We start from the raw sequence: 23713 nt of genomic DNA on the forward strand, positions 1-23713 counted from the left end.
TGAAGACCTCTCTTGATTATTTAGTCGATTTCCCCAGTGCTTTAACCACCAGTTGTTCGTACAGCTCGGCGTAGGGTTCCACCGCCTGCGACCAGTTGAACGGTTGGGTCATGGCGCGGCTGCGCATGGCGTTGAGCAGGCCGGGGAAGGAGAACACTTTGAATGCGCGCTCCAGGGCAGCCTTGTAGCTGTCGACGGTGGATTCGTTGAACAGAAAACCGGTCACGCCGTCTTCAATGGTGTCGGCCAGGCCACCGGTATTGCGCGCCACCGGCAACGAGCCGAAACGCTGCGCATACATCTGGCTCAGGCCGCAGGGCTCATACCGCGAAGGCATCAGCAGGAAGTCGCTGCCGGCAAACATGCGGCGGGCGTCGGTTTCGTTGAAGCCGATGCGCACGCCGACCTGGCCCGGGAAGCGCAGCGCCAATTCGCGCATGGCTTGTTCTTCTTCCGGCTCGCCGCGCCCGATGATCGCGATCTGGCCACCGTTTTCGACGATGAAGCTGGCGACTGCTTCGGTCAGGTCCAGGCCTTTCTGGTAGACCAGGCGCGAGACCACGGCAAACAACGGGCCGGTGGAATCGTGCAGGCCGAACAGTTCGCGCACGTGGGCGGCGTTGATGGCCTTGCCTTCCCAGTCGCCGATATTGAAGTTATGGGTCAGGTGGGTGTCGGTGGAAGTTTCCCAGCTTTCGTCGATCCCGTTGGGAATGCCGCTGAGCAGGCCCTGCTGGGTCTTGCTGGCGAGGAAACCGTCCAGGCCGCAGCCGAATTCCGGGGTGGTGATTTCCTGGGCGTAGGTGGCGCTGACCGTGGTGATATGGCTGGAATACGCCATGCCGGCCTTAAGAAACGACATCTTGCCGTAGAACTCCATGCCTTCCTGTTGCAGGGCATGGGGCGGAATGCCCAGTTCGGGGGTGCAACCCAGGCTAACCACGCCCTGATAGGCGAGGTTATGAATGGTGAACAGGGTCGGAGTGCGTGAACCACGCCAGTGCATATAGGCCGGGGCCAGGCCAGCGGGCCAGTCGTGGGCGTGCACCAGGTCCGGGCACCAGTGAATCTGAGCCAGGTTGGCGGCCATGTCGGCGGCGGCCAGGCCCAGGCGGGCGAAGCGGATGTGATTGTCCGGCCAGTCGCGGCCATTGTTGGCGCCGTAGGGTGTGCCTTCGCGCTCATACAGCTCGGGGCAGATCAGCACGTAGATGACCAGGCCATCCTTGAGGTCCATGCGCCCGATCTTGCACGGCGGCAGCGCAGCGTGGCCACCCAATTCGCCGATGATATGAATAGGGTTGTCGCTTTCCATCACTTGCGGGTAACCGGGGATCAGCACACGCACATCGTGCAAGTGAGCCATGGCGCGGGGCAGGGCCGCCGACACATCGCCCAGGCCGCCGGTTTTCACCAGGTCGGCAAACTCGGACGTGACAAACAGCACTTTCTTTCGGTTGGGGTTATGACTGGACACCGGCCGCACCGTGTTGAGGTCGACGACCAAAGAGGTCGACCCGCCAACTGGCTGACTAACACGCTCTCCCTGAATACTTGCTGCGGCACTGATCATAGTTCTCTCCAACGTGTTGGTTAGCTAATGGCCCGCTGCCATTAGCTCGATGACCGCTTCCTGCGGCCAAGCGCACAAGCGCACGACAATCTGGCAAGGCGTATGCCAGTTGCACAATTAACTGAAAAGATTGGATGGACGGGCATGTAGCGTGAATCGCGGAGTGCTCGCCTTGCCTTAAAACTTGACCAAGGGCCGAGTTGAAAAGTTTAGTTTTTTTGCGGGGTTTTTGTTTTGGAACGGACCCATCGGTCATGAGTCTAGGCCAGATCTCGGAGCCTGTCGGGTTTAAAAGGCATTTTTGTAGGACAAAAAACGTTTAACCTTATGCCAGCGGACACCCGGATCCAAATGTGGGAGGGGGCTTGCCCCCGATGGCGGTGGGTCAGTTATCAGTACTCTGGCTGAACTACCGCTATCGGGGCATAGGTACCTATACAACTCTGTAGCGCCCAACCGTAACCACGATGCGAAGCGAGTCGCTCTTGACCTTGATCTGCTTTTGATCTCAGGCGCCCCGTCAAACCACGCTGGCCGAACGCAGGCTTGAATCCGTGGGTAACCCGGCAGGACGCCGGGTTAGCCGCACTGGGCCAGGGATGGCCCATTGCGGCGGCCCACGGATTCAAGCCGGAGAGAGGGCACACCGAGCCTAGGCGAGGTGCCGAGTGGTGGGGCAAGAGCGTTTTGCTTACTTTTGCGCTTTTCAAAAGTGAGCCGCCGTCAGGGCGGAACCCTAAGCAGCCGTTACCGCAGAAACGGATATGTACTCGATCTGATCCAACATCCTGGTCGGCCCAGAGGCCGCCATCGGGGGCAAGTCGAATCGTCGCACCGCCCCTCCCACATTTGGACCTCGGAGCGTCAGGTAGATACGCGTTAGCCCCTCGCCACAGGTGCGGTATCGCACCAAAATTGTGTAGATACTTATGGCTATCGGGGGCAAGCCCCCTCCCACACAAATCAACAACGTATGCCAACATTGTGCACTTGGGCATTGTCATTCAATACATGCACTTTATTGGTGCGTCAGCCGAGCACCCGAATGGGCGCGCCGTTCGCCCAGGCCTGAATGTCTTCGATCATCTGTTGGTAGAACTGCCGGTAGTTTTGCTCGCTGACATAACCGACATGGGGCGTGGCCAGCACGTTGGGCAGGGAGCGGAAGGGATGCTCGAGGGGTAGTGGCTCCTGGCTATATACGTCCAGCGCCGCGCCGGCCAGGCGCCCATTGCTCAGCGCGTCCACCAGTGCCTGTTCATCCACAATCGGTCCACGCGCCGTGTTCACCAGGTGCGCGCCGGGCTTCATCCAGCCCAGTGCCTGCGCGTCGACCAGGCCGCGGCTGCGTTCGCTGAGGACCAGGTGGATGGTGAGAATGTCAGCCTGTTCGAACAGCTCGCGCTTGCTGACCCAGGTCACCCCCGACTCAGCGGCCCGTTGCGGGGTGAGGTTTTCGCTCCAGGCAATCACGCGCATGCCGAATACCTGGGCGAATTGCGCGACTTTCTGCCCGATGCTGCCCAGTCCCAGGATGCCCAGGGTCTTGCCATGCAGGTCGCCGCCCAGGCCGACCTGCCACCCGCCTGCGCGCAAAGAGTTGGCTTCGGCCAGCAGGTTGCGCGTCGAGGCCATGATCAGTGCCCAGGTCAGCTCCGGCGCAGCCTGCTTATAACTGTCGGTACCGCACACCTGGACCCCCAACGCCTTGGCGGCGGACAGGTCGATGGCGGCGTTGCGCATGCCGCCGGTGACCAGCAACTTGAGCCTGGGCAGGCCCTGCAGCAGGGCCTGGTCGAACCGCGAACGTTCGCGCATGACGCAAATAACGTCGAACCCTTGCAGGCGCTCGACCATGGTCGCGGTATCGGCGGGGTAGTCGTGGAGAAAGTGCACCTGGCCCAGGGGGGTGAGTACCGACCAATCCACCACGCTACTGGCCACTTGCTGCCAATCATCAATCACGGCGATCTGTAGCGACATGCACGCGTATCCCAAAAAAGGTTAAAGGGCCTTCAAACCCTGCAACAGCGCGGTATGAAACTGCGCCGGTTCTTCCATCTGCGGCGCATGGCCCAGACCGGGAAACTCCACCAGGGTTGCATGGGGAATCAGCTTGGCCACCTGTTTGCCCAACACTTGATAATTGCCGATCCGCGCCTTGACCGCCGGCGGCGCCAGGTCCTTGCCGATGGCGGTGGTGTCGCTGGTGCCGATCAGCAGCAGGGTGGGCACTTGCACGTTCTTGAATTCGTAGTACACCGGCTGGGTGAAGATCATGTCGTAAATCAACGCCGAGTTCCAGGCCACCCGAGTGTGGCCCGGGCCCTGGTTCAGGCCGGCGAGCATGTCCACCCAGCGCTCGTATTCGGGCTTCCAGCGCCCGGCGTAATACGTGTCGCGCTCATATTTGCGCACCCCGTCGGCGCTCAGCTTCAGCTCGCGTTGATACCACTGGTCCACACTCTGGTGGGGGACGCCCAGGGCTTTCCAGTCTTCCAGGCCGATGGGGTTGACCAGGGCGAGCTGCTCGGTCTGTGCCGGGTACATCAAGGCATAGCGCGTGGCCAGCATGCCGCCGGTGGAGTGACCGAGCAGCGTGGCCTTCTGGATCCCGAGCTTTTCCAGCAACTGGTGGGTGTTGAGCGCCAGTTGCTGGAAGCTGTATTGATAATGCTCGGGCTTGCTGGAGGTGCAAAAGCCGATCTGGTCCGGCGCGATCACGCGGTAACCGGCGTCGCTCAAGGCCTTGATCGATGCCTCCCAGGTGGCGCCGCAGAAGTTCTTGCCGTGCATCAGCACCACGCTGCGCCCGTTGGCTTTGCCTTTGGCCGGAACATCCATATAGCCCATTTGCAGGCTGTTACCCTGGGACTCGAAGTGGAAGCGCTCAACCGGGTAGGGGTATTGGAAACCCTCGAGTTCAGGGCCGTAGGTGGCGGCAAATACTGGAGCGGCGCTGGCCGTGAGCAGGCCGGCGACGCACAGGTCACGGATCAAAGGCATGGTCATAAGCTCCGGGAAAGGTGTTTCGGATGCTGTTTGGGCAAGATTAACGGGGGATTAACAACCAGTGCAGGGTGATGGCAGCCAGCACGGCGTAGCGCAGCGCCTTGGCCACGGTCACCAGCAGCAGGAACCGCCACAGCGGTTCGCGCATGACACCGGCCACCAGGGTCAACGGGTCGCCAATGATCGGCACCCAACTGAGCAGCAGGGTCCAATGTCCCCAGCGCGCGTAATGGCTGCGCGCCTTGTCCAGTTGCCGTTCACTGAGCGGAAACCAGCGCCGCCCCTGGAAGCGCTCCGCCGAACGCCCCAGCAGCCAGTTGACCAGCGAACCCAACACATTGCCCAGCGTGGCGATGCCCAACAGCAGCCACACACTGTAATGCCCACTGAGCAACAGGCCGACGAGCACGGCTTCCGACTGCAAGGGCAACAACGTCGCCGCGCCAAAGGCGGCCAAGAACAGCCCCAGGTACGCCGTCAACATGGCGCAGGGGCTCGTTGCACAGGGGATTTCATGGTGGGTCTCGGAAAAAGGCGCGGCATTGGACCGGAAGGCTGTTCAGTTAAGCGCATATCGCCCTCTGTAGGAGCGAGCTTGCTGGCGAAAAACGTCAACGATAACGCGTGTTTCCTGATTGAACGCGGCGCCTGTGAGTTTTTCGCGAGCAAGCTCGCTCCTACAAAAAGCATTGGGTCGGGCATTTTCCCTGAAACGGGTCAGTTAAGCGATAGAGCGCTCAACCGCTGAAGGTTTCCAGGCGCTGCTTGAGACGGTCCAGCGCAACGCCCGAGCGTTCGATCATGCGTTCATGCAAGGCCGCCAGTTGCAGTTCGGTCTCATAGGTCAATACGCGCTTGAACAGCGTGCCGCCCGGTTGCGCGTGCAGGACATAATGAAGGCAGCCGTCGACCGCCAGCGAGGTGAACACGGTCTTGAACTCGTTGGGGCGCCGGGCGACTTGTACGCGGTAACTCATGGGGACGCGGATGCCCAGCAGGTCGATGATTTCGGTAAACCGCGTGCCGACCGGCAGTGAGCCGCGGGTGCCGGTGTCGGCGCTGAGGGAGGAGGGGTGCCATTCGTGCCAGCGGTCGGGCTGGGTCACATAGTCGTAGACCGTCTCGAGCGGGGCCCGGATAAACCGTTCCTGGCTGATTCGCTCCAAGCGCACCGGCTGCTCGGTCGTGGGCATGACACACCTCCTGTGTGGCGAGTGTTAAACCAGAAGTTGTCAGAATAGTCCGACTCCCGCGCTCTGCACGGGTGTATTACGGCCTGGATCAGCGCACTTTGAAGCGTCCCATCAAGGCAATCACCCGGCCATTGGCCTCCAGCAGGCTTTGGGTATTGGTTTCGGTGGCGTGACCGCTTTGTACCAGCTCTTCAACCATCTGTCGGATCTGCACCATGCTGCGGTTGATCTCTTCGGTCACTGCGCTCTGTTGCTCGGCGGCCGTCGCGATCTGGGTGCTGAGGTTGTTGATATGGCTGACTGAACCGGCCATCTCATCGAGCCCGGTGTTCACCCGCGCCGTGGCATCCGCTGCCGACTGGCAACTGGCCTGGGTGTTTTCCATGGCGGCCACCGACGAGCTGACGCCGGTGGTCAAGCGCGCCAGCATCTCGTTGATCTGCGAGGTACTGGCCTGGGTGCGTGCGGCCAGGGCGCGCACCTCATCGGCCACCACCGCAAACCCGCGCCCTTGTTCGCCGGCCCGCGCCGCTTCGATCGCGGCGTTGAGCGCCAGCAGGTTGGTCTGGCCGGCGATGGCACCGATCACGCCGAGGGTTTCGGTGATGCGCGCGGCATCCTGGCGCATGTTCTCGACGGTGTGGGTCGCGCTGGCCACTTCACCGATCAGGGCGCTGACGCTGGTGGACGCTTCGCCCACCACCACCCGTGACCGGTCGGCGTGCTCGTTGGCGCGCTGGGTGAAGGCCGCCGTTTCTGCGGCATTTTGCGCGACGGTGTCGGCGGTTGAGCTCATCTCGGTGATGGCGGTCACCGTCTGGTCCGTCTCCGAGGCGTGGCGCAACAGGATCTGGTTGGTGTGCGCCGAGGTGTGCTGCAACTGCTCAAGGCCCGAGGCCATGGCGCCAGTGGCCTGGGTCACTTCGCCGATCATGTTTTGCAGATAGACGATAAAGTGGTTCACCGAGTGACCGATGGCGCCGAGTTCATCTTCGGCGCGGATGGTGATGCGCCGCGTGAGGTCGGCATCACCGGCCGACAGTGCGTCGATATTGCCCTTGAGCGCTTTCATGCGCTGGACCAGTTGGCGAATCGCATACGCCGCCAGCAGTACCAGCAGGATCACCATCGGTACTTGCAACAGGGCCAGGGTGCCGAGCACATCATTGCGCTGGGCGGTGATCAACGAAGTGGGCAGGGCGGTCGCCAGGAACCACGGCGTCCCCTCGATCGGGCGCATGTAGAAGGTGCTGGCCACGCCCTGGTTGTCGAACTCGGCGCGTTGCAGGGCCTGGTCGCGATGGGCGAGGGCGGTGCTGACCTGGGCGGCGAACGCCGACGTGCCGGTCAGCTCGCTGATATTCTTCAGCACGATCGGGCCGCTGATACGCGAGCTGTTGCTGATGATCTTGCCGTCGCCTTCGACGATCAGCATCTGCCCGCCGATGTCTTTTTCCTTGCTGGCCACCAGGTCATTGAAGAAACCCAGGGTCACGTCGATGGTCGCCACGCCATAGGCGGCGCCGTCACGCTGGATCGCCATGGCGCAGTTGGTGCGTGGCTCCTGGCTGGCATCGTCCTTGTAGGCCGCGGCCCAGGCGCATTGGCCACGGGGTGAGGCGAGGCCGCCCTTGTACCAGCTCTGGTCGTAATAGTTGGGTGCGGGGTCACTGTTCCAGAAGGTGTTGACCGCCAGCTTGCCTGAGGCGTCACGGTGCCAGAATGTGCTGTGCTTGTTACGCCCGGGGGTGCGCTGGTTGGGCAGCGGCCAGATACCGCCGCCGAACACTTTCAGCTCGCCGTACTGGTCAACCAGGCCCGGCAGGACCTTGTCGATGGCATCGCTGTCAAGCAAAGGGATCGTTTGGGTGATGGTGCGTTGCTGGGCCTGAACCTTGTTCAGTTCGCCCTGGATCTGTTCGGCCACTTCGGCGACGCGATTGAGCACCACCTGTTCTTCGGTGTATTGCAGCTTGGGCGCGACCAACTGGCCGATACCCACGACGGTCAACACCAATAACACCAGAACGAACAACACCAGAAACAGGGTATAGCGGGCTTGGATGGAGCGCAGTGGGGGCATGGGGCCGTCCTTACGAAGCGTTATTGTCGACGCGGCTTTATTAGAGCTTCGTAGGGCTATCGGCTTGCATCGCAACAGCTTTAGGTGCGTGCGTGCAAGAAAGTGCCGGCGCCGTCGGGCGCCGCCGCCAGGTCAGATCTCCAGCATCGCCATGACCGTTGACGAGTGCGCATGGTGAAGCGCGTATTCACCCGGATCGTGGAGTTGGGCGGTTTCGCCAGGGCGGCGGACAGCCTGCAACTGCCGCGCGCTTCGGTGACGATCCTGATCAAGCAACTGGAGGCGCACCTTGGCGTGCAGCTGCTGGCGCTGCGCGCGCAACCGGGCAATGGGTTGCGGCGTTAACTCTGCGCCCGGCGGTAGGCCCCCGGTTGTTGCCCGATGACTTTATGAAACGCCCGGGTAAACGCCGCCACCGACTGATAACCCACCGCCAGCGAGACATCCGCCACGGTCTGGTCCGTCTTGAACAACTGGCACGCGTGGCGCATGCGCATCATCAACAGCACCTGGCCCGGCGACTGTCCGCACAGCTCATTGAAACGTTTGAAAAACGCCGAGCGTGACAGCCCGGTGCAGGCGGCCATGCTTTCCAGCGTCCAGTTCTCTGCCGGACGTGCGATCAACTGTTCCAGCAAACGGGCAAATGCCGGTTGCCGACCGAGTGCCGCCAGGCCGCCCAATTCAGTGTTATCGAGCACGTGTTGACGCAGCACATACAGAAACAGCAGATGGCACAGGCGCTCGAGCAAGGCCTGGGAGGGCGCCGGCAGGCGTTCGCATTCCTGCAGGATCAGTGCGAACAGATTGCGCGCGGCGGTCAACGACGGGTCGCCGGCGCGCAGGATGATCCAGGCGGGCAGGCTGTCGACAATCATCGCCGACAGCCCGGACTGGAAATGAAAGAAGCCGCAGACCAGGCCCACGCCATCGGTGGCATTGCTATCGAGGGGCAGCATCGGACGGCGCGGGCATTCTTGCGCGCCGGTGGCGGTGTCCGCACCGGACAGCCGATATTGGAGGTCGCGCAGCAGGAACACGGCATCGCCATTGTTCAGCTGTTCAGTCGGCTGGCCGTCGATATGCAGCCAGCACTCGCCTTGCACGATCAGATGAAAACTCGCCCGGGCCAGGCCATGGGTGCTCGCGTGCCAGTCGCCGCAATAGCGACCGACGTGAAACAGGCTGGTGCTGAGTTCGAGGCTGTCTAATAACCAATCGACAAGTGCACTGGACGAATTCATCTAACGAAAAGACTCTGGAGCAAGTAATCGCTACTTTAGCCTATTGAGGGCTTTTTTTATAACCAACAGACTGGGGTCATTCACTCATCAGGAGACCACTCCATGTCCCGTGTACCGCTGCTTACCCCTGAAACCGCGCCGGAGGCCGCCAAGCCTTTCCTGGAAAATGCGCTCAAAGGCTCGGGGTTCATTCCCAACCTGCTGGCCGTGCTGGCCAATGCGCCGGCGGCACTGGAAACCTATATCACCGTGTCCGGCCTGAATGCCAAGTCGACCCTGAGCCTGGCGGAGCGTGAAGTGGTGCAATTGATCGCCGCCACCAGCCACGGCTGCGATTTTTGCGTGGCCGGGCACACCGCCGTGGCACGTAACAAAGCCAAGCTGCCCGAAGACGTCATCGAGGCGCTGCGCCAGCGCGGTGAATTGCCCGAGCCCCGCTATGAGACACTCGCCGCGTTCACCCGTGAAGTGATTGCCACCCGCGGCGATGTCAGCGATGCCGGCTATGACGCGTTCCGCGCCGCCGGCTATACCGACGGGCAGGCGCTGGAAGTGATTCTGGGGGTCAGCCTGGCGACATTGTGCAATTTTGCCAACGTGTTCGCGCGTACGCCGTTGAACCCGGAGCTGGCGCAATACCGCTGGGAAAAACCGGCCAGTTGAATCGGTGCTGATCCACCTGTTGTCATCAAGGAGAAAGACCCATGCTTGACCCGATCTTGAGCCGTTGGCTCGATGTTCAAGCGCAGGCCCTGGACGTGGGCAGTTGCGATCCACAGGAAGTGCTGCCGCGGCTGGCCGAGGCCAATGTGTTGCGAGTCGGCGTGCCCAAAGCCCTCGGCGGCCTGGGCGGCGACGTGGCGGGGGCGGTGGAAGCCATCGCCAATATTGCCAGCCATTCCCTGGCGGCGGCGTTCGTCTGCTGGGGCCAGCGCTCCTTTATCGAATACCTGCTGCAAAGCCCCAATGCACGGCTGCGCGAGCAACTGCTGCCGGACCTGCTCAGCGGCAAGCTGGCCGGTGCCACGGGGCTTTCGAATGCGATGAAGTTTCTGTCCGGCATCGAGACGCTGCAGATCAGCGCCGAGCCCACTGAACATGGCTGGACCCTCAACGGCCGTCTGCATTGGGTGACCAACCTGCGCAAGAACGGCTTCGTCGCCGCTGCGGCCATCGAACACGCCGGTGGCGGCGCGCCGTTTATCCTGGCGATCCCGGATTCAGTGGCCGGCTTGCAGCGCTCCCGCGACCTGGAGTTGCTCGGGTTGCAGTCCAGCAATACCGCCGCCCTGGGACTTGAAGGCGTGAAACTGAGCCGCGACTGGCTGCTGCACGAAGACGCGCGTCAGTTCCTGCCCGCCGTGCGACCGGCGTTCCTGGGCTTGCAATGCGGCCTTTCGATAGGTCTGGCGCGGCGTTCCCTGGCGGAGGTGGCGCATCACTTGGGCGCTTCGCGCACGGTGTTACGTGAAGAGCTCGAAGCGCTGCGGTTGACCCTCGATCACCTGGTCACTGAACTCAAGAACGGTTTGCTGGCCGGGCGGTTTGCCGCCGAACCGGTGCCGTTGTTCAAGCTGCGCATTGCCCTGGCGGAAACCGCCGCCAGCGCCGTACAGCTGGAGTTGCAGGCCAGCGGCGGCAAGGCTTACCTCACCGCCCATGGCAGCGGCTTTGCCCGGCGCTGGCGCGAATCGGCGTTTGTGCCGATTGTCACGCCGAGCCTGGTGCAACTGCGCACCGAATTGCAACGTCAGGCCAACCTATGAGCGCGACGGTGATGACGGCCCGGGATGTGTGCCTGGGGTATGCCGGCGGCCCGGTATTGCAAGGCTTCGACCTGCAACTGCAGCCCGGTGAAGTGGTGTCGATCCTCGGCCCCAGCGGCGTGGGCAAGTCCAGTCTGTTGCGGGTGCTGGCCGGTTTGCAGGCGCCCCAGGGCGGTAGCGTACGCGTGCTGGGTGAGCCTTTGAACGGCCCGCATCCACGGGTCGCGGTAGCGTTTCAGGACCCCAGCCTGCTGCCGTGGCTGAACCTGGAAAAGAACGTCGCCTTCGGCCTGGATTTCGCCCGCCAACCGCAGTTGAGCGGCGACGAACGCCGCCAGCGTGTCGACCACGCGATTGCCGCGGTCGGCCTGGAACATGCCCGTCATCAGTTCCCTGCGCAGTTGTCCGGTGGCATGGCCCAGCGCACGGCATTGGCCCGCTGCCTGGCCCGCCAGCCGCAGGTATTGCTGCTGGACGAGCCCTTCGGCGCACTGGATGAAGTGACCCGCGCGGACATGCAGCACCTGTTGCTCAAGGTCAATCGCGAACAGGGCTCGGCGGCGGTGTTGATCACCCACGACATCGATGAGGCCTTGCTGTTGTCCGACCGTATCCTGCTGCTGGGTAACCGCCCGGCACGCACCCTGGGCGAATGGCGAATCGATCTGCCGCAACCGCGTGAGGAACAGGTCGAAGCTATCGGCGCGCTGCGCATCGACATTCTTAAAACCTTACGGCAGGCGAGCCGTCCTCAACCCAACCCCCTCGAATTGCTGGAGCCTAACCATGTGTCTGGATGACCTGACCCACTCGCGCCGCGACTTTCTCAAACTGTCTGCGGTGCTCAGCGCCGCCGGCGCCTTGCCGTTGCTGAGCAGCCTGCAGGCGCGTGCCGCCAGTGAGCCGGATGCGCCGGTACGCATCGGTTATCTGCCGATCACCGACGCCACGCCGCTGTTGGTCGCGCACAATAACGGGCTGTTCGAAGCCGAGGGTATCCAGGCCGAACGTCCGGTGCTGCTGCGCAGTTGGGCCCAGGTGATCGAAGCGTTTATCTCGGGCCAGGTCAACGTGATTCACCTGTTGTCGCCCATGACCGTATGGGCGCGCTATGGCAGCAAGGTGCCGGCCAAGGTGGTGGCGTGGAACCATGTGGGCGGTTCGGGCCTGACCGTGGCGCCGGGCATCACTGACGTGAAGCAACTGGGCGGCAAGTCGGTGGCGATTCCGTTCTGGTATTCGATTCATAACGTGGTGGTGCAGCAGTTGTTCCGCGACAACGGGCTGACCCCGGTGTCACGTGCGGCGGGCGGCGCGATCGGCGCCAATGAAGTCAACCTGATCGTGCTGCCGCCGTCGGACATGCCGCCGGCATTGGCCAGCAAGCGCATCGACGGTTATATCGTCGCCGAGCCGTTCAACGCCCTGGCGGAGAACCTCAAGGTCGGTCGCGTGCAGCGTTTCACCGGCGACGTCTGGCGCAACCATGCCTGCTGCGTGGTGTTCATGCACGAGCATGACCTGACCCAGCGCCCGGAGTGGTCGCAGAAAGTGGTGAACGCCATCGTCAAGGCCCAGGTCTGGACCCGCGACAACCGCGAAGAAGCGGTGAAGCTGTTGTCCAAGGATGGCCCGAACCGCTACACGCCGCATGCCGAACCGGTGTTGAGCAAAGTGCTGGCGCCTGCCGCCGCCGACCGCGCCGGGTACCTGGCCGATGGTGCGATCCGTCACGCCAACTGGGACGAGCACCGCATCGACTTCCAGCCTTACCCATTCCCCAGCTACACCGAGGAACTGGTGCGCCGCCTGAAAGACACCCTGATCGAGGGCGACAAGAAATTTCTCGCTGAGCTGGACCCGGCCTTCGTCGCCAGGGACCTGGTGGATGACCGTTTCGTGCGCAACGCCATCGAAGCCGTCGGCGGCATGAAGACCTTCGGCTTGCCCGAGGGTTATGCGCGCAACGAGGAGATTGGCGTGTGAGCAGCGGCAAAACCGTAGCGTGGCCGGGCTGGTTGCTCGGCTTGGGTGGCTTGGCGGGTTTGCTGGTGCTCTGGTGGCTGGGCGTCAAGGTATTTGGCGATGCCGATGGATTGTCTTCGCGCTTTTCCCTGGCGGCCACGTTCAGCAGCCTGTGGGAACTGTTGGGGCGCGGCGAGTTGTACCTGCATATTGCCGTGAGCCTTAAACGCATTTTTATCGGCTTGTTTCTGGCCTTGCTGGTGGGCGTGCCGCTGGGGCTGCTGGTGGGCAGTTCGCGCAACCTGGAGGCGGCGACCACCCCGGCGTTCCAGTTTTTGCGCATGATCTCGCCGCTGTCCTGGATGCCCATCGTGGTGATGCTGATGGGGGTGGGCGACCAGCCGATTTACTTCCTGCTGGCGTTCGCTGCGGTGTGGCCGATCATGCTCAACACCGCGGCCGGCGTGCGTCATCTCGACCCGCGCTGGCTGCAGTTGAGCAAGAGCCTGAGCGCCACGCGTTGGGAGACGTTGCGGCGGGTGGTCATTCCCGGCGTGGTAGGGCATGTGCTGACGGGCGTGCGCCTGGCCATCGGCATTCTGTGGATTGTGCTGGTGCCGTGCGAAATGCTGGGGGTCAGTGCGGGGCTGGGCTATTACATCCTCGATACCCGTGATCGGCTGGCATATTCGGAGTTGATGGCGATGGTGCTGCTGATCGGGCTGCTGGGGTTCGCACTGGATGCGTTGGCGCGGTGGCTGCATCAGCGCTGGGTACACGCTGACTGAGGTTCGAGCCGTTGCCGGCATGCTGTGCAGGAAACGGCTCGACGGTTTGCCGGGTCACTCGGGCGTGAAAATTTGCAGGTCTCCCGTCATGTCATTGTGGGTTTTCAGCTCGCCGTTCGGGCCCGGTCGCACGTCTGTGGCTTTCGTGCCGTAGCTTCCCCTCATACCGGCTCTCTCATAGATACCAATGCCAATGCCGCCGGTGGCTTCGGCCAGGCCACGTACACCCTGGGTGGTGTTGATGTGCTGACGACCCACCAGGGCAATCACCTTGCCCTTGTGCGTGTGCCTCAGCAGCTCATGGGCGGCGTAGAAGTTCATTTCCTTGAGCCGTTGTAGATTCCGATCGGCGCTGCTCTGGGCCTTATAGGCATCACGCTCATGTCGATGGCGGGTCAGATAGAAGTGATCCAGAGGCACCACTTCAATGCCGTTGGCCTTGAACGTGTCGATCAGTGTGCGCAAATTCAAATCAGGCTCGTAAGGGCGTTGTTTGTAGCCCGTGACGCCCATCCCATCGTCCTTGAGCCGCATTTTGTTGTCATACACCATGCCCTCCATCCCGATAACCTTGACGTTTTTTCGTTTAAATACGGGGATCAGTTCGATGAGCACACGAAATGAAGCCAGACTGAGATGGTTCTCGCCGAAGGCCACGATATCCGCCATGTCCAGGGACTTTTCGACCAGGTCGGCGATCGGTTCAATGGCTTTTACGTCGGGCAGTCCAGGGCGTGGCAGTTGAGGCCCCGCCAGGCTTTTGTTCATCTCCAGTTCGTAGCGCTCCCGGGTAGGGCCCCTGCGGGTCGGCGAGAAATGCGCTTCGGTGGGCGCGCCTTTGATGAAGTCGAGATACTTTATGTGCGGCGGCGGTAGATGATCGGTTTTACGCGTAATCTGTACCGCCGGGCCAGGCACTTTGCTTGCTGGAAGCGTCGCCGGGTCCGGCTTCCTGTAGGGATGAACCCGTTCTGACTTGTGCGCGTTGAGACGTGCCCTTGCGGCGCTGAAATCGGGTGATGGCGGCATCAGTGTATGGACCGGATCGAAGGCCACCAACGGCGCACCGTAGGGGCGTTGGGTGCTCGCATCAAATGCGTACCACTGGCCATCGTGCTGTATCGCATTGACGTTCACGGCGCGATTACGCACGTTCAAGCTGCCCGTCGCGGCTGCGTCAAAGCGTCTGCTGGCGGTGTTCAGTTCGTCGAGCGCCACCGTCCCCTTGAGGCTGCGCAGCCCGCTTTTCACCGCGCCGGCGGCCTCGAAGGCAACTTTACCGGCTCCGATCAGTATTTCGTCCGCGCCATTGAACGGATTGAACTCCTTGACCATGGGCACAACCATGATCTTCGTGACCTTGAGCGCCTTGGTCGCGACCGATGCCGTCGTCTTCAGCACTTTCGCCGCTTTTGCGGCAGCCCCCATCCCGGCAGTGAGAAAGCCGAAGCCATCAAAGGCGAGGTCGTCGATGGCGTCGCTGTATTCGCCCTTATTGAAGTTCACAATGGCCGAGCGCAGGGGAATCAGATCGAGAAACCCATCACGCAAGGTGACCAATCGATCGTTGGCGCGCTCAGAGGACGTGACGCCCTCAGCGGCTTTACGGATGGCTGGGTTGTCCAGGTACAGTGCCTTGACGATCGACTCGGCGAGTTCGTGGGTACGGGGATTGATGAACATGTACGGTGCCGATGCGGTGCCGGATCGCTCGCCATCGAGTGGGTCGCGCTTGACGCTGTCCAGGTCGACCCCCTTCAGCAGCGCGCCGCCCCCCAGGTAGTGGACGAACGTCTTCATCCCTTCAACGGTCTTTTCTCGATTGATATCAGGGAAAAACTCTTCCTCTTTGGTTATTTCGTTCGAGAAGTGCTCCGGCGCGCGGGGTATTTTCCGGCTGCCAAGGTTATGGATAACGCCTTTTTCCGTATCGAACGCATAGTTGGAGGTCTTTGCGCCATTTTCTGCGGTGACCAGGATCCTGGGGCTGGTGTGGAATAGAGTCGGCCCCATGAAAGGCACTGGGCTGGTCTTGTAACTTTTCTCCAGGTAATAGGTGATTTTTCCGAAGCTGAGATTCTTCTTGTCTTCAGGCGGCAGATTGTTGAGAGCGTTGATCACGCTCAAGTGTTTGATTTTTTTAAAGTTGGCGACCGCTTCGGAAAACGCCGCGTCGAAGGCCTTTTTGATATTGAATTGTGGTCGATGGGTGAAGGCGACGAAGGCAGCGAGGTCAACGCTGTGGGTGCCTTTTGCGATACTCCAGCGGTCGTCCATGACGATCTGCTCCATCACGATTTCGCGCATGGAGTACGGTTTGCTTGGCTTTGGCGTTACGGTGCTGGAGAGTCTTGAAAATATTTTCTCATCGAAGTCAACGTCCTTTCCGAACTCGCCGATGAGCAGACCCATTGCCATCGCTGCACGATCCGGCATGACCGTGTCCATCAAGGCACTGCCTTCCTTGAGTTTTTCCCGCTGGTTGTTGAAGGCTGCCTGCACCCGATCAAGCTCATCCTGGCTGTACAGTGCGTCGCCTTTTGCTTCAAGAATATTGTTGCTGACGCCCCAGTCCACCAACGCCGCTGTTTGTATGGAGGCCGGAGCGGGCGGCAGTGCGCAGGCCTTTATCATCACCTCGGCGTAGGTCATGTTGGCCGCGCTACTGCCAATGGCGTCGACTGCCAGGCAAAGGTCCCGCCAGGCCTGGGTGCCCTGGCGAACTTCATCGGGGATATCCCTGACCAGGTATTGCGGGTGGGTGCGCATCAACAGCAGATGAACGGCTGTCTTTGCCAGTGCGGGTGATGCCCGTCCCTGGTCGATCAAGCACTGACGCAGGCCTTCGGTGACCCTCGACAGAGGTTGTCCCCAATGGCTTTCTTGGGCCAGATCGAACCCGGCTACCCGGTTGCGTTGGGGCGACGTAATGGATTCCGGATCCAGCGTCAGATGCAGCGCGGCCAGTGTGTAGTCATTGATGCTGGAGTCGGTAGCGATGCCGTTCAGTCTGGTTTGCATGGCCAGGCCCAGCGCCCGGCCCTCAGGGGAGCTGACCAGGCTTTCCAGCGCCTTGACCGGATCCTCCAGGGCATCGGGGGAAAGGGGCCGGCTGCTGTTCAGATAGGCCAGTACGTTGCGTTGCGCCCCTGCCTGCGATGATTGCGTGCCGGCGTTGGCATGCGCGATTGCAGCCGTTCGCAGCGTTTGTTGCTGACTGATATCCAGTGGGATCGGCCAGGACAAACCTCCGCCGAAATTGCCGAACAGATGTTGACGTGCCTTTAACGCTGCCGCCTCTGCCAGGGACTGCAACTCGCTTCTGGTCCTGGGCAGTGGCAAGCCATTCTCGATGATGAAGGCTTCCACGGTGGCTGGTTTTCCGGGCGCGAGGATGTAGGCCTGATACTGGGACGATTCTGGCGCTATGTTCATCGGCGCGTTTTTCAGCGCGGCGGAGACCTGTCGCGCGGGCGCCTGCTCGGACAGGCAGTGATAGGCCTGGTTCAGTTGCTGCGCCAGGTACTGCCAGTTTCCTCGATTCGCCAATTGCCGATCCAGTGCCTGGCGACCGTCCACTTTGCTCAAGCGATCCTGCAGCGATTGAGTACGCGCCCATAGCGCATTGGTCCCGTCGAAATGCAGGCTCAGGTCGGCGGCCTGCTGCAGGCCGGCCATCACTGGCGGCGCGCGCCATGGATCATCGAGTTGCACGCTGTTTTCGGGTTCATACAGCGCTTGCAACTGGTTAGTCAGATTGTGCTGATGAAGCTGCAGCAATTGCGGCACGCCGGTGGCGATGACGTCGGTTGTGACTGGCGTGAGCTGTCTGCTCAGGTTCTTGCTCCAATCGCCGTCGAGGCTGCGCTGGAGCGTCAATGGCAGTGTCTGTTTCAACTGCTCTGCCGCCTCCGGATCGGAGCGCAGACGCTGGCCGAGCGTATCAAACGCTTCACCCGGGCTGTCGAACGTTTCATACCCGTCGCGCGGGGTGTACAGCACCGTCAGGCCTCGTTGTTCGGCGGGCGTCAAGGTCCTGTCCGTTTCCGGTTTGTCGTAAGGACGTGCCGCTGATGACCCGTCGCGGCGGGTGATCATGAATGCGCCGGCCAACAGTGTTCCGGCGGGCATTGGCAGATTGACCCTCAGCGGATAAACCCCCGGCCGCTCGCCATCGCGCATGGCGCTTTCTCGATCCGCCAGCGTCGGGTACTCAAAGGCTTTGTCGATCAGGGTCTTGGCGGCCGGGCTCAGTGTGCCGTCTTCGACTCTCAAGGCGGCCAGTGTCGACAACATCTCTCGATGGGTATTCAGCAATTGGTCCTGGGGTGACTCGGGGTTGACCGCGCCCGGGCGCGGCTGCGTCCAGAACCGTGTAAAGCTCGCAGGCAGGTCGTTCTCGATGGCCTGGGCGATGGCCAGCAGCGAGCTGCCGGCGCTTAGCTGCCGGTGACTTTCGCTGGGCTCAACCGTGCTGTAAAAGCCGACTTCTGCAGCGCCCGGGAGTGTCGGTGACAGCGGTTCAACCGAGTTGTTGAGAGTTCGCAGCGCATCGAACAAGGCTTCGGTGATGCTTCGCGCCGAGACCAGCGTGCGCTCTCCCTGCTCGTCGGTGTGATAGCGATGCACATACAGTGATGAAGCGTCCACAGGAGGGGTGGCCCCGAAGCTGCGGGCGAGCTGTTGCTCGATAACGTTATTGAGCGTTGGCTGGCATCGCAACAGCGCCTGGATATCCTGATTGAGTGACTGGTATTGGTTGAGCAACAGGCGTTGATCGGTTATTTGCAGGCCACTGAGCAGGTCCGAGCGAATCGCGCTGACGGGTGCGATCCCTTGCACGGAAGGAAGCGTCAATGCTGGCACCTGCTGTGGCGCAAGCTGCGGCAGAGGTGGCGGGGTGGTTTCCAGGGAGGAGGTGTCCCGGCGTATACGGAGGTTGGCGAGGCCTGAAATCAATTGTGTAATCCAAGTGACGTTGGCCCAAGTTTCCCTATGTTGTTTGGCGAATGATTCTTCCTTGTTGGGCTTCGTATGGTTGGGGCTGTCGCGTAGGTACGTTCCGTACAGGAGGGGCGAATATCGTGTATCCGCAGGTGTACGGGCAATGGGGTCAAACGCCGGCAGGCGTAGGACGAGCCAAAATTTTTCATCGCCTGTAACATGAGCCTCGGCCGGCCTCAGTCCGTCCCCGCCACCGGGTAGCTTCCCGGCATGCGCAGCGACACAACGTGCATACATTCTTCAGGTTCAGGAACTCGTCATGACCCAAAAGCAACGCTTGAAATATTCGATTCTGATTGCCCTGGCCGTGCTGGCCTCGATGTTCGGCCTGTCTTACCTGCAGAACATCGGCGTGATCAGCGAGAAAACCTTCCAGTACCTGGCCATTGCGATTGCCGTTGTCGTTGTGGTGATCAACGGCATCATGCGGCGCAAGGTCAAGCCTCACTTCTGATGAGCGCGTGATTCAGACGCGCCCATTGAGCACTTTGGCAGCCTCTTCGTGGAGGCTGTAGCTCTTGTCGGCATTGAGGGTGATCACGCCCTCGCTGCACAGGCGCTTGAGCACCTCGCGCACGCTGAGAAACGACAACGGGATGCCCAGTTCCAGCAAATGGCTGTGCACACCGCGCACGCCAAGGGTGCGCTGGTTGCCGGCAGCGGTGATCAAGGCGTCGATGACCTTCAGCCGAATCAGGCTGGTGCGCAGACCGAAACACTTGAGCAAATGGCGTATGCGCTGGTTGCCCTGCTGTTCGGGCGTTTTGTCAAACCCTTGCGAGCCGTTGCCGAAACCGGCCTCGTTGGTTGATGAATGTCCATCCGTGGGCACTTGTGGGTTGTACATGCAAAACTCCTTATCAGAGCCTTATCAGGAAAATGATGGTGCTCTTATTCAATAAGACGAACGAACGAGCAAAATCATGAAGTGCAAGCTGTAGAAAATTTGTCGGTATCAGGTTTGTCACAGTGTGCACGCCGGGAATAAACCTGCCGCGCGGCTAAATTATTGCCGGCGGGTTGCGTCCTAACGGTGGGGTAGTTGCCCCTATCGAGGGTGTTCAATTGACTGTGGAGTCGGCGTGATTATTTCCAATGGGTTGTCCAGGATAGGCATGGCAGGGATGTTGCTGGGGTTGAGCCTGGCGGCATCGGCGCGCGAGCAGGTAGTGCAGGCGTCGGCGGAGATTCGGCGTACCACTTATGGCGTGCCGCATATCCGCGCCAACGACGAACGGGGTCTGGGTTTCGGCATCGGCTACGCGTATGCCCAGGACAATCTGTGCCTGCTGGCCAATGAAATCGTTACGGTGAATGGCCAGCGTGCCCGATTCTTCGGCCCCGAGCAGGCCACCCTGGAAGAGCGCAACAACCTCGCCAGCGACGTGTTCTTTACCTGGCTGAACACGCCGAATGCGGTCGAGGCATTCTGGAACGCGCAAACGCCGCAGATCCGCCAGCGTATCGAAGGCTATGTGGCAGGCTTCAATCGTTATCTGAAAGAGCAGGGCGCACCGGTGCAGTGTCAGGCGGCGTGGGTGCGTCCGCTGGTCAAGGAAGACCTGGTCAAGCTGACCCGCAGGCTGCTGGTGGAAGGTGGCGTCGGGCAGTTCGCCGAAGCCTTGGTTGGCGCGACACCTCCCCAGGCCATGGCCGCCGTGCAGCCCGACGCCAAGGCATTCGAACTGGCCGCTGCCCATCAACAGCGTTTTACCCTTGACCGGGGCAGCAACGCCGTGGCCGTCGGCCGGGATCGCTCCTTCAATGGGCGCGGCATGTTGCTGGCCAACCCGCATTTCCCGTGGGTGGGCGGCATGCGTTTTTACCAGATGCACCTGACCATTCCCGGCCAGCTGGATGTAATGGGCGCGGCGCTGCCCGGCCTGCCGGTGGTGAATATCGGCTTCAACCAGCACGTGGCGTGGACGCACACGGTGGACACTTCCAAGCATTTCACCCTGTATCGCCTGACCCTCGACCCCAAGGATTCCACCCGCTACCTGCTCGATGGCAAGTCCTTGCCCCTGGATAAAGCCACGCTGACCGTGCAGGCCAAACAGGCTGATGGCAGCCTCAAGGATGTCACCCATACGGTCTACAGTTCGCAGTTCGGCCCCGTGGTGCAATGGCCCGGCAAGCTGGACTGGGACAACCACTATGCATACAGCCTGCGCGACGCAAACCTCGGCAACGACCGGGTGCTGCAACAGTGGTACGCGATGAACCGCGCCGACAGCCTCCAGGCGCTGCAAACCTCGGTGCATACCCTGCAAGGCATCCCGTGGGTCAATACCCTGGCCGCCGATGACCAGGGCCAGAGCCTGTACATGAACCTGTCGGTGGTGCCCAACGTCAGCGCCGCCAAGCTTGCGCAATGCAGCGACCCGCGGGCCGGCCTGCAAATGATCATGCTCGACGGCAGCCGCAGCGCCTGCGCCTGGGACATCGACCCTCGCGCCGCGCAAGCGGGCATCTTCCCGGCTGCCCAATTGCCGCAGCTGCAACGCAGCGACTACGTGCAGCACTCCAACGATTCGGCCTGGATGGCCAACCCCAAGGCGCCGCTCACCGGCTTCTCCCCGGTGATCAGCCAGGACAACATCGGCCTCGGTCCCCGTGCACGTTTTGCCCTGCAACGCCTGCAATCCCTGGAGAAACAACCGATTACCGTCAGCGCCCTGCAAAGCATGGTCATGGACAACGAGGTGTACCTGGCGGGGCAAGTCATGCCCGACCTGTTGGCGTTCTGCGCCAAGCACCTGGGCAACGATGCCGCCGCGCTTGAGTCACTGTGCACCAGCCTGAAAACCTGGGACCAGCGCGCCAACCTCGACAGCGGCCTGGGCCTGGTGCACTTCATCAACCTGGTGGAACACCTGCAGCAGATTCCCGATGCCTGGCGCGTCGCTTTCGACCCGGCCCACCCGCTGACCACCCCGAGTGGCCTCGCCATCGACCGCGCACCCGTGGCCAAGGCCCTACGCGAAGCCATGCTTGCTTCCAGCGCCGCCGTCGACAAACTCGGCGTGAAACGCTGGGGCGACCTCCAGGTCTCCGGGCAAACCCCCATGCATGGCGGCCCGCAGGAACTGGGCATCTACAACGCCATGCAAACCGTACCCCGTGCCGACGGCAAACGCGAAGTCGTCAGCGGCACCAGCTATCTGCAAATCGTCAGCTTCGACGACAAAGGCCCCCAGGCGGTAGGCGTACTGGCGTTCTCCGAATCCAGCAATCCTGACTCAAAATACGCTGTGGACCAGACCCAGGCCTTCTCCGAGAAACAGCTGCGCCCACTGCCTTTCACCGAAGCCCAGATCAAGGCCGACCCGCAGTACCAGGCGCAACGCATCCAGGAGTAGGGCGGCCACGCAACCCCTTGATGCCAATGCGAAATATTTTTGAAATCAAGGGGTTGCGGGCAAAAGCAAATAAGTACATAATGGCGCCCATCGAACGCAATGAAGCATTAAAAACTTTAATGTATTCAATGAGTTAGATGTGTTGGATCAGTTAGAGAGTAGAGGCGCGCTTCACAGAGCCCACTCAAGTTTGTATGCGGTGAATGCCGGCAACACAGGCATTGATCGTTTGAGGCCGAGTAGCAAAATGGTTATGCAGCGGATTGCAAATCCGCCTACGCCGGTTCGATTCCGACCTCGGCCTCCACTCTTGAAAACCCCGTAGATTAGCGTCTACGGGGTTTTTTATTGTTTGCGATTTATGGTTCCTTGATGATCGTTCCCACGCTCTGCGTGGGAATGCATCCCGTGACGCTCTGCGTCACCTGTCGGCGGGACGCGGAGCGTCCCAGGCGGCATTCCCACGCAGAGCGTGGGAACGATCAGACTGACACGCCGCCATCGGGGGCAAGCCCCCTCCCACATGGGATCACCATTCGTCTGCCACCCGGCACTCTGCCTGCCATGCCGTCTCTGAATATCAAGCGCGGATATCCCGAGCGTAGGAACGGAGAACCAGCATGCATATCAACGAAAATGCCCCGGGGAACCTGTCTCAACAGGATGTGACTCGCAATACCGATAACGAAACCGGTCACGACCCTAAGCGTGATGAGGACAATATTCCACTGCCGCCGGACGATGACGCGCCGCTGGAGGAGGATATGTCGGATGTGGATGCGGCCGATTCAGTGGCGAGTGAGCATCCGGATAACTAGTGATTGATTCAAACTGATGAACCCGGCCTGGCGCCGGGTTTTTTTGCGGTGCAGAACGCCCCGGCCATCGTTTTTTCAAACCCAGAGTCCGTGGTTTTCGACGAATGACGTGTCTGGATCAAGGGTTCCAGCCTTTAAACGGTTGTCACGGACGCCTCAGCCGACTACCCTGAAATTGTTTGTATTGTTACAAACAATTTCGGTGTGACTGTTTCCCGGTCACACGGCTTCAGGATGAGGAACGAAAAATGTTTGCACACGAAGGTACTGCGCTAGAGCTTTTAACCCTGGTTTTCGGCGTGACGGCTCTGCTTCTGGTGATCTGGTTTGTCCACCACCAATACGAACTCAGGGCGCGAAAGCGTGTAAAAAAACAACATGCTGATGGCGGTCAGCATTCAACGCAACACCGCTGATCAGCCCGATGCAGCGATGCGGCTGGTCTCAGCCAGCCGCTTCAGACCGATTGATTCGCTGCTCTTTGACTTCATGTGCGTAGGCTTCAAGACGTTTCTGCTGGACGGCCAGCAGCGCGCACACTTTGGTCAGCAGCGCCGCTTGATCGCCCGCCTTGCCGCTGGCCGCCAGGGCCTTCAGTTCAACCACCGACCAGCCGATCACGGCGCCGGCATCTTCAAGGTCGTAGAACAGCGCTTGTTGTGCGGTTCTGGGACCGCCGAGATCGTCTATCACAGCGTTCACCCTGTTTATCCGGGAAAAATCACAGGCAAAGAAAAGCCCGCGATGGGGGAGCGGGCTAAAAGGTGTTCATGTAGGAGCTGGGATAACCTTAGGCCTGCGTCTGTGAAAGCTTCGTGAAACCCATGTCATCAAAGTGTATTCCTCGATCCAACGCCAGCTGTATGGGGCGAGAAACTGCGCAACCCTCTACTGTCGCAGGACAT

The 23713-nt window shown here is 61.1% G+C and carries 19 protein-coding genes, 1 tRNA gene and 1 pseudogene; 11 read left to right on the forward strand and 10 right to left on the reverse strand.

Annotated elements, in window-relative coordinates; genetic code table 11:
• Positions 1-16: 16 nt before the first annotated feature.
• From glgA to J1G34_RS18740, 6 genes are all read right to left on the reverse strand, one after another.
• Positions 17-1573, reverse strand: coding sequence for a glycogen synthase GlgA (gene glgA, locus J1G34_RS18715; protein WP_065885553.1), 1557 nt, complete (start codon positions 1571-1573; stop codon positions 17-19).
• Positions 1574-2602: 1029 nt separating this feature from the next.
• Entirely contained in the window at positions 2603-3556 is a 954-nt protein-coding gene (locus J1G34_RS18720) for a D-2-hydroxyacid dehydrogenase family protein (protein WP_065893250.1), read from the reverse strand.
• 21 nt (positions 3557-3577) lie between these two features.
• The gene (locus J1G34_RS18725; RefSeq protein ID WP_065896870.1) at positions 3578-4579 is read right to left on the reverse strand and encodes an alpha/beta fold hydrolase; all 1002 of its coding nucleotides are present in this window, start codon (positions 4577-4579) and stop codon (positions 3578-3580) included.
• 46 nt (positions 4580-4625) lie between these two features.
• The gene (locus J1G34_RS18730) at positions 4626-5069 is read right to left on the reverse strand and encodes a YqaA family protein (protein WP_065896871.1); all 444 of its coding nucleotides are present in this window, start codon (positions 5067-5069) and stop codon (positions 4626-4628) included.
• A gap of 253 nt (positions 5070-5322) precedes the next feature.
• A complete protein-coding gene (locus J1G34_RS18735; RefSeq protein ID WP_065893254.1) occupies positions 5323-5778 on the reverse strand; it encodes an SRPBCC family protein in 456 nt (151 codons plus the stop codon).
• Positions 5779-5866: 88 nt separating this feature from the next.
• Positions 5867-7861 (reverse strand): methyl-accepting chemotaxis protein, encoded by a 1995-nt coding sequence (locus J1G34_RS18740; protein ID WP_065893255.1) that lies wholly within the window; start codon positions 7859-7861, stop codon positions 5867-5869.
• Between the two features lie 171 nt (positions 7862-8032).
• Between J1G34_RS18740 and J1G34_RS18745 the strand changes: the two are divergent.
• Positions 8033-8167 (forward strand): annotated as a pseudogene (locus J1G34_RS18745) (helix-turn-helix domain-containing protein); the annotation flags it as partial.
• A gap of 35 nt (positions 8168-8202) precedes the next feature.
• On the opposite strand, the gene J1G34_RS18750 reads toward J1G34_RS18745, so the two are convergent.
• Positions 8203-9105, reverse strand: coding sequence for an AraC family transcriptional regulator (locus J1G34_RS18750; RefSeq protein ID WP_222994469.1), 903 nt, complete (start codon positions 9103-9105; stop codon positions 8203-8205).
• A gap of 102 nt (positions 9106-9207) precedes the next feature.
• Here J1G34_RS18750 and J1G34_RS18755 point away from each other — a divergent pair, with 102 nt between their 5' ends.
• Genes J1G34_RS18755 through J1G34_RS18775 form a run of 5 tightly spaced genes read left to right on the forward strand, consistent with a single transcriptional unit; the run spans position 9208 to position 13624 of the window.
• The gene (locus J1G34_RS18755) at positions 9208-9768 is read left to right on the forward strand and encodes a carboxymuconolactone decarboxylase family protein (protein ID WP_065893257.1); all 561 of its coding nucleotides are present in this window, start codon (positions 9208-9210) and stop codon (positions 9766-9768) included.
• 41 nt (positions 9769-9809) lie between these two features.
• Positions 9810-10871 carry an acyl-CoA dehydrogenase family protein gene (locus J1G34_RS18760; protein WP_065896874.1) on the forward strand — a complete coding sequence of 354 codons (1062 nt, stop codon included), beginning with the start codon at positions 9810-9812 and terminating at the stop codon, positions 10869-10871.
• Entirely contained in the window at positions 10868-11671 is an 804-nt protein-coding gene (locus tag J1G34_RS18765; protein WP_122685744.1) for an ABC transporter ATP-binding protein, read from the forward strand. Before J1G34_RS18760 ends, J1G34_RS18765 begins: the two co-directional genes overlap by 4 nt.
• The gene (locus J1G34_RS18770; RefSeq protein ID WP_222994470.1) at positions 11658-12857 is read left to right on the forward strand and encodes an ABC transporter substrate-binding protein; all 1200 of its coding nucleotides are present in this window, start codon (positions 11658-11660) and stop codon (positions 12855-12857) included. The genes J1G34_RS18765 and J1G34_RS18770 overlap by 14 nt, the downstream gene beginning before the upstream one ends.
• On the forward strand, positions 12854-13624 hold the full coding sequence (locus J1G34_RS18775) for an ABC transporter permease (RefSeq protein ID WP_065885573.1): 771 nt from the start codon (positions 12854-12856) through the stop codon (positions 13622-13624). The genes J1G34_RS18770 and J1G34_RS18775 overlap by 4 nt, the downstream gene beginning before the upstream one ends.
• A 54-nt stretch (positions 13625-13678) precedes the next feature.
• Here the strand turns inward: J1G34_RS18775 and J1G34_RS18780 are convergent, their stop codons facing one another.
• On the reverse strand, positions 13679-18490 hold the full coding sequence (locus J1G34_RS18780; protein WP_347709496.1) for a membrane-targeted effector domain-containing toxin: 4812 nt from the start codon (positions 18488-18490) through the stop codon (positions 13679-13681).
• Between the two features lie 397 nt (positions 18491-18887).
• Here J1G34_RS18780 and J1G34_RS18785 point away from each other — a divergent pair, with 397 nt between their 5' ends.
• A complete protein-coding gene (locus J1G34_RS18785; protein ID WP_005788056.1) occupies positions 18888-19082 on the forward strand; it encodes a hypothetical protein in 195 nt (64 codons plus the stop codon).
• Between the two features lie 12 nt (positions 19083-19094).
• Here J1G34_RS18785 and J1G34_RS18790 read toward each other — a convergent pair whose 3' ends face one another.
• Positions 19095-19475: a fe2+ zn2+ uptake regulation protein gene (locus J1G34_RS18790; protein ID WP_065896878.1), complete on the reverse strand. Its 381-nt coding sequence runs from the start codon at positions 19473-19475 to the stop codon at positions 19095-19097.
• 235 nt (positions 19476-19710) lie between these two features.
• On the opposite strand from J1G34_RS18790, the gene pvdQ reads away from it, so the two are divergent.
• The 4 genes from pvdQ (at position 19711) to J1G34_RS18810 (ending at position 23224) form a co-directional block, all read left to right on the forward strand.
• Positions 19711-21990, forward strand: a complete 2280-nt coding sequence (gene pvdQ, locus J1G34_RS18795; protein ID WP_222994472.1) for a bifunctional acylase PvdQ — start codon at positions 19711-19713, stop codon at positions 21988-21990.
• Positions 21991-22223: 233 nt separating this feature from the next.
• Positions 22224-22297 (forward strand) — tRNA-Cys (locus J1G34_RS18800).
• A 313-nt stretch (positions 22298-22610) separates the two neighbouring features.
• On the forward strand, positions 22611-22808 hold the full coding sequence (locus J1G34_RS18805; RefSeq protein WP_065885580.1) for a hypothetical protein: 198 nt from the start codon (positions 22611-22613) through the stop codon (positions 22806-22808).
• A 248-nt stretch (positions 22809-23056) separates the two neighbouring features.
• Positions 23057-23224, forward strand: a complete 168-nt coding sequence (locus J1G34_RS18810) for a hypothetical protein (protein ID WP_163001627.1) — start codon at positions 23057-23059, stop codon at positions 23222-23224.
• Between the two features lie 28 nt (positions 23225-23252).
• On the opposite strand, the gene J1G34_RS18815 is transcribed toward J1G34_RS18810, so the two are convergent.
• Entirely contained in the window at positions 23253-23510 is a 258-nt protein-coding gene (locus J1G34_RS18815; protein WP_065893264.1) for a hypothetical protein, read from the reverse strand.
• Positions 23511-23713 lie beyond the last annotated feature (203 nt).

Source organism: Pseudomonas sp. Wu6, from assembly GCF_019891515.1.
Lineage (GTDB): Bacteria > Pseudomonadota > Gammaproteobacteria > Pseudomonadales > Pseudomonadaceae > Aquipseudomonas > Aquipseudomonas orientalis_A.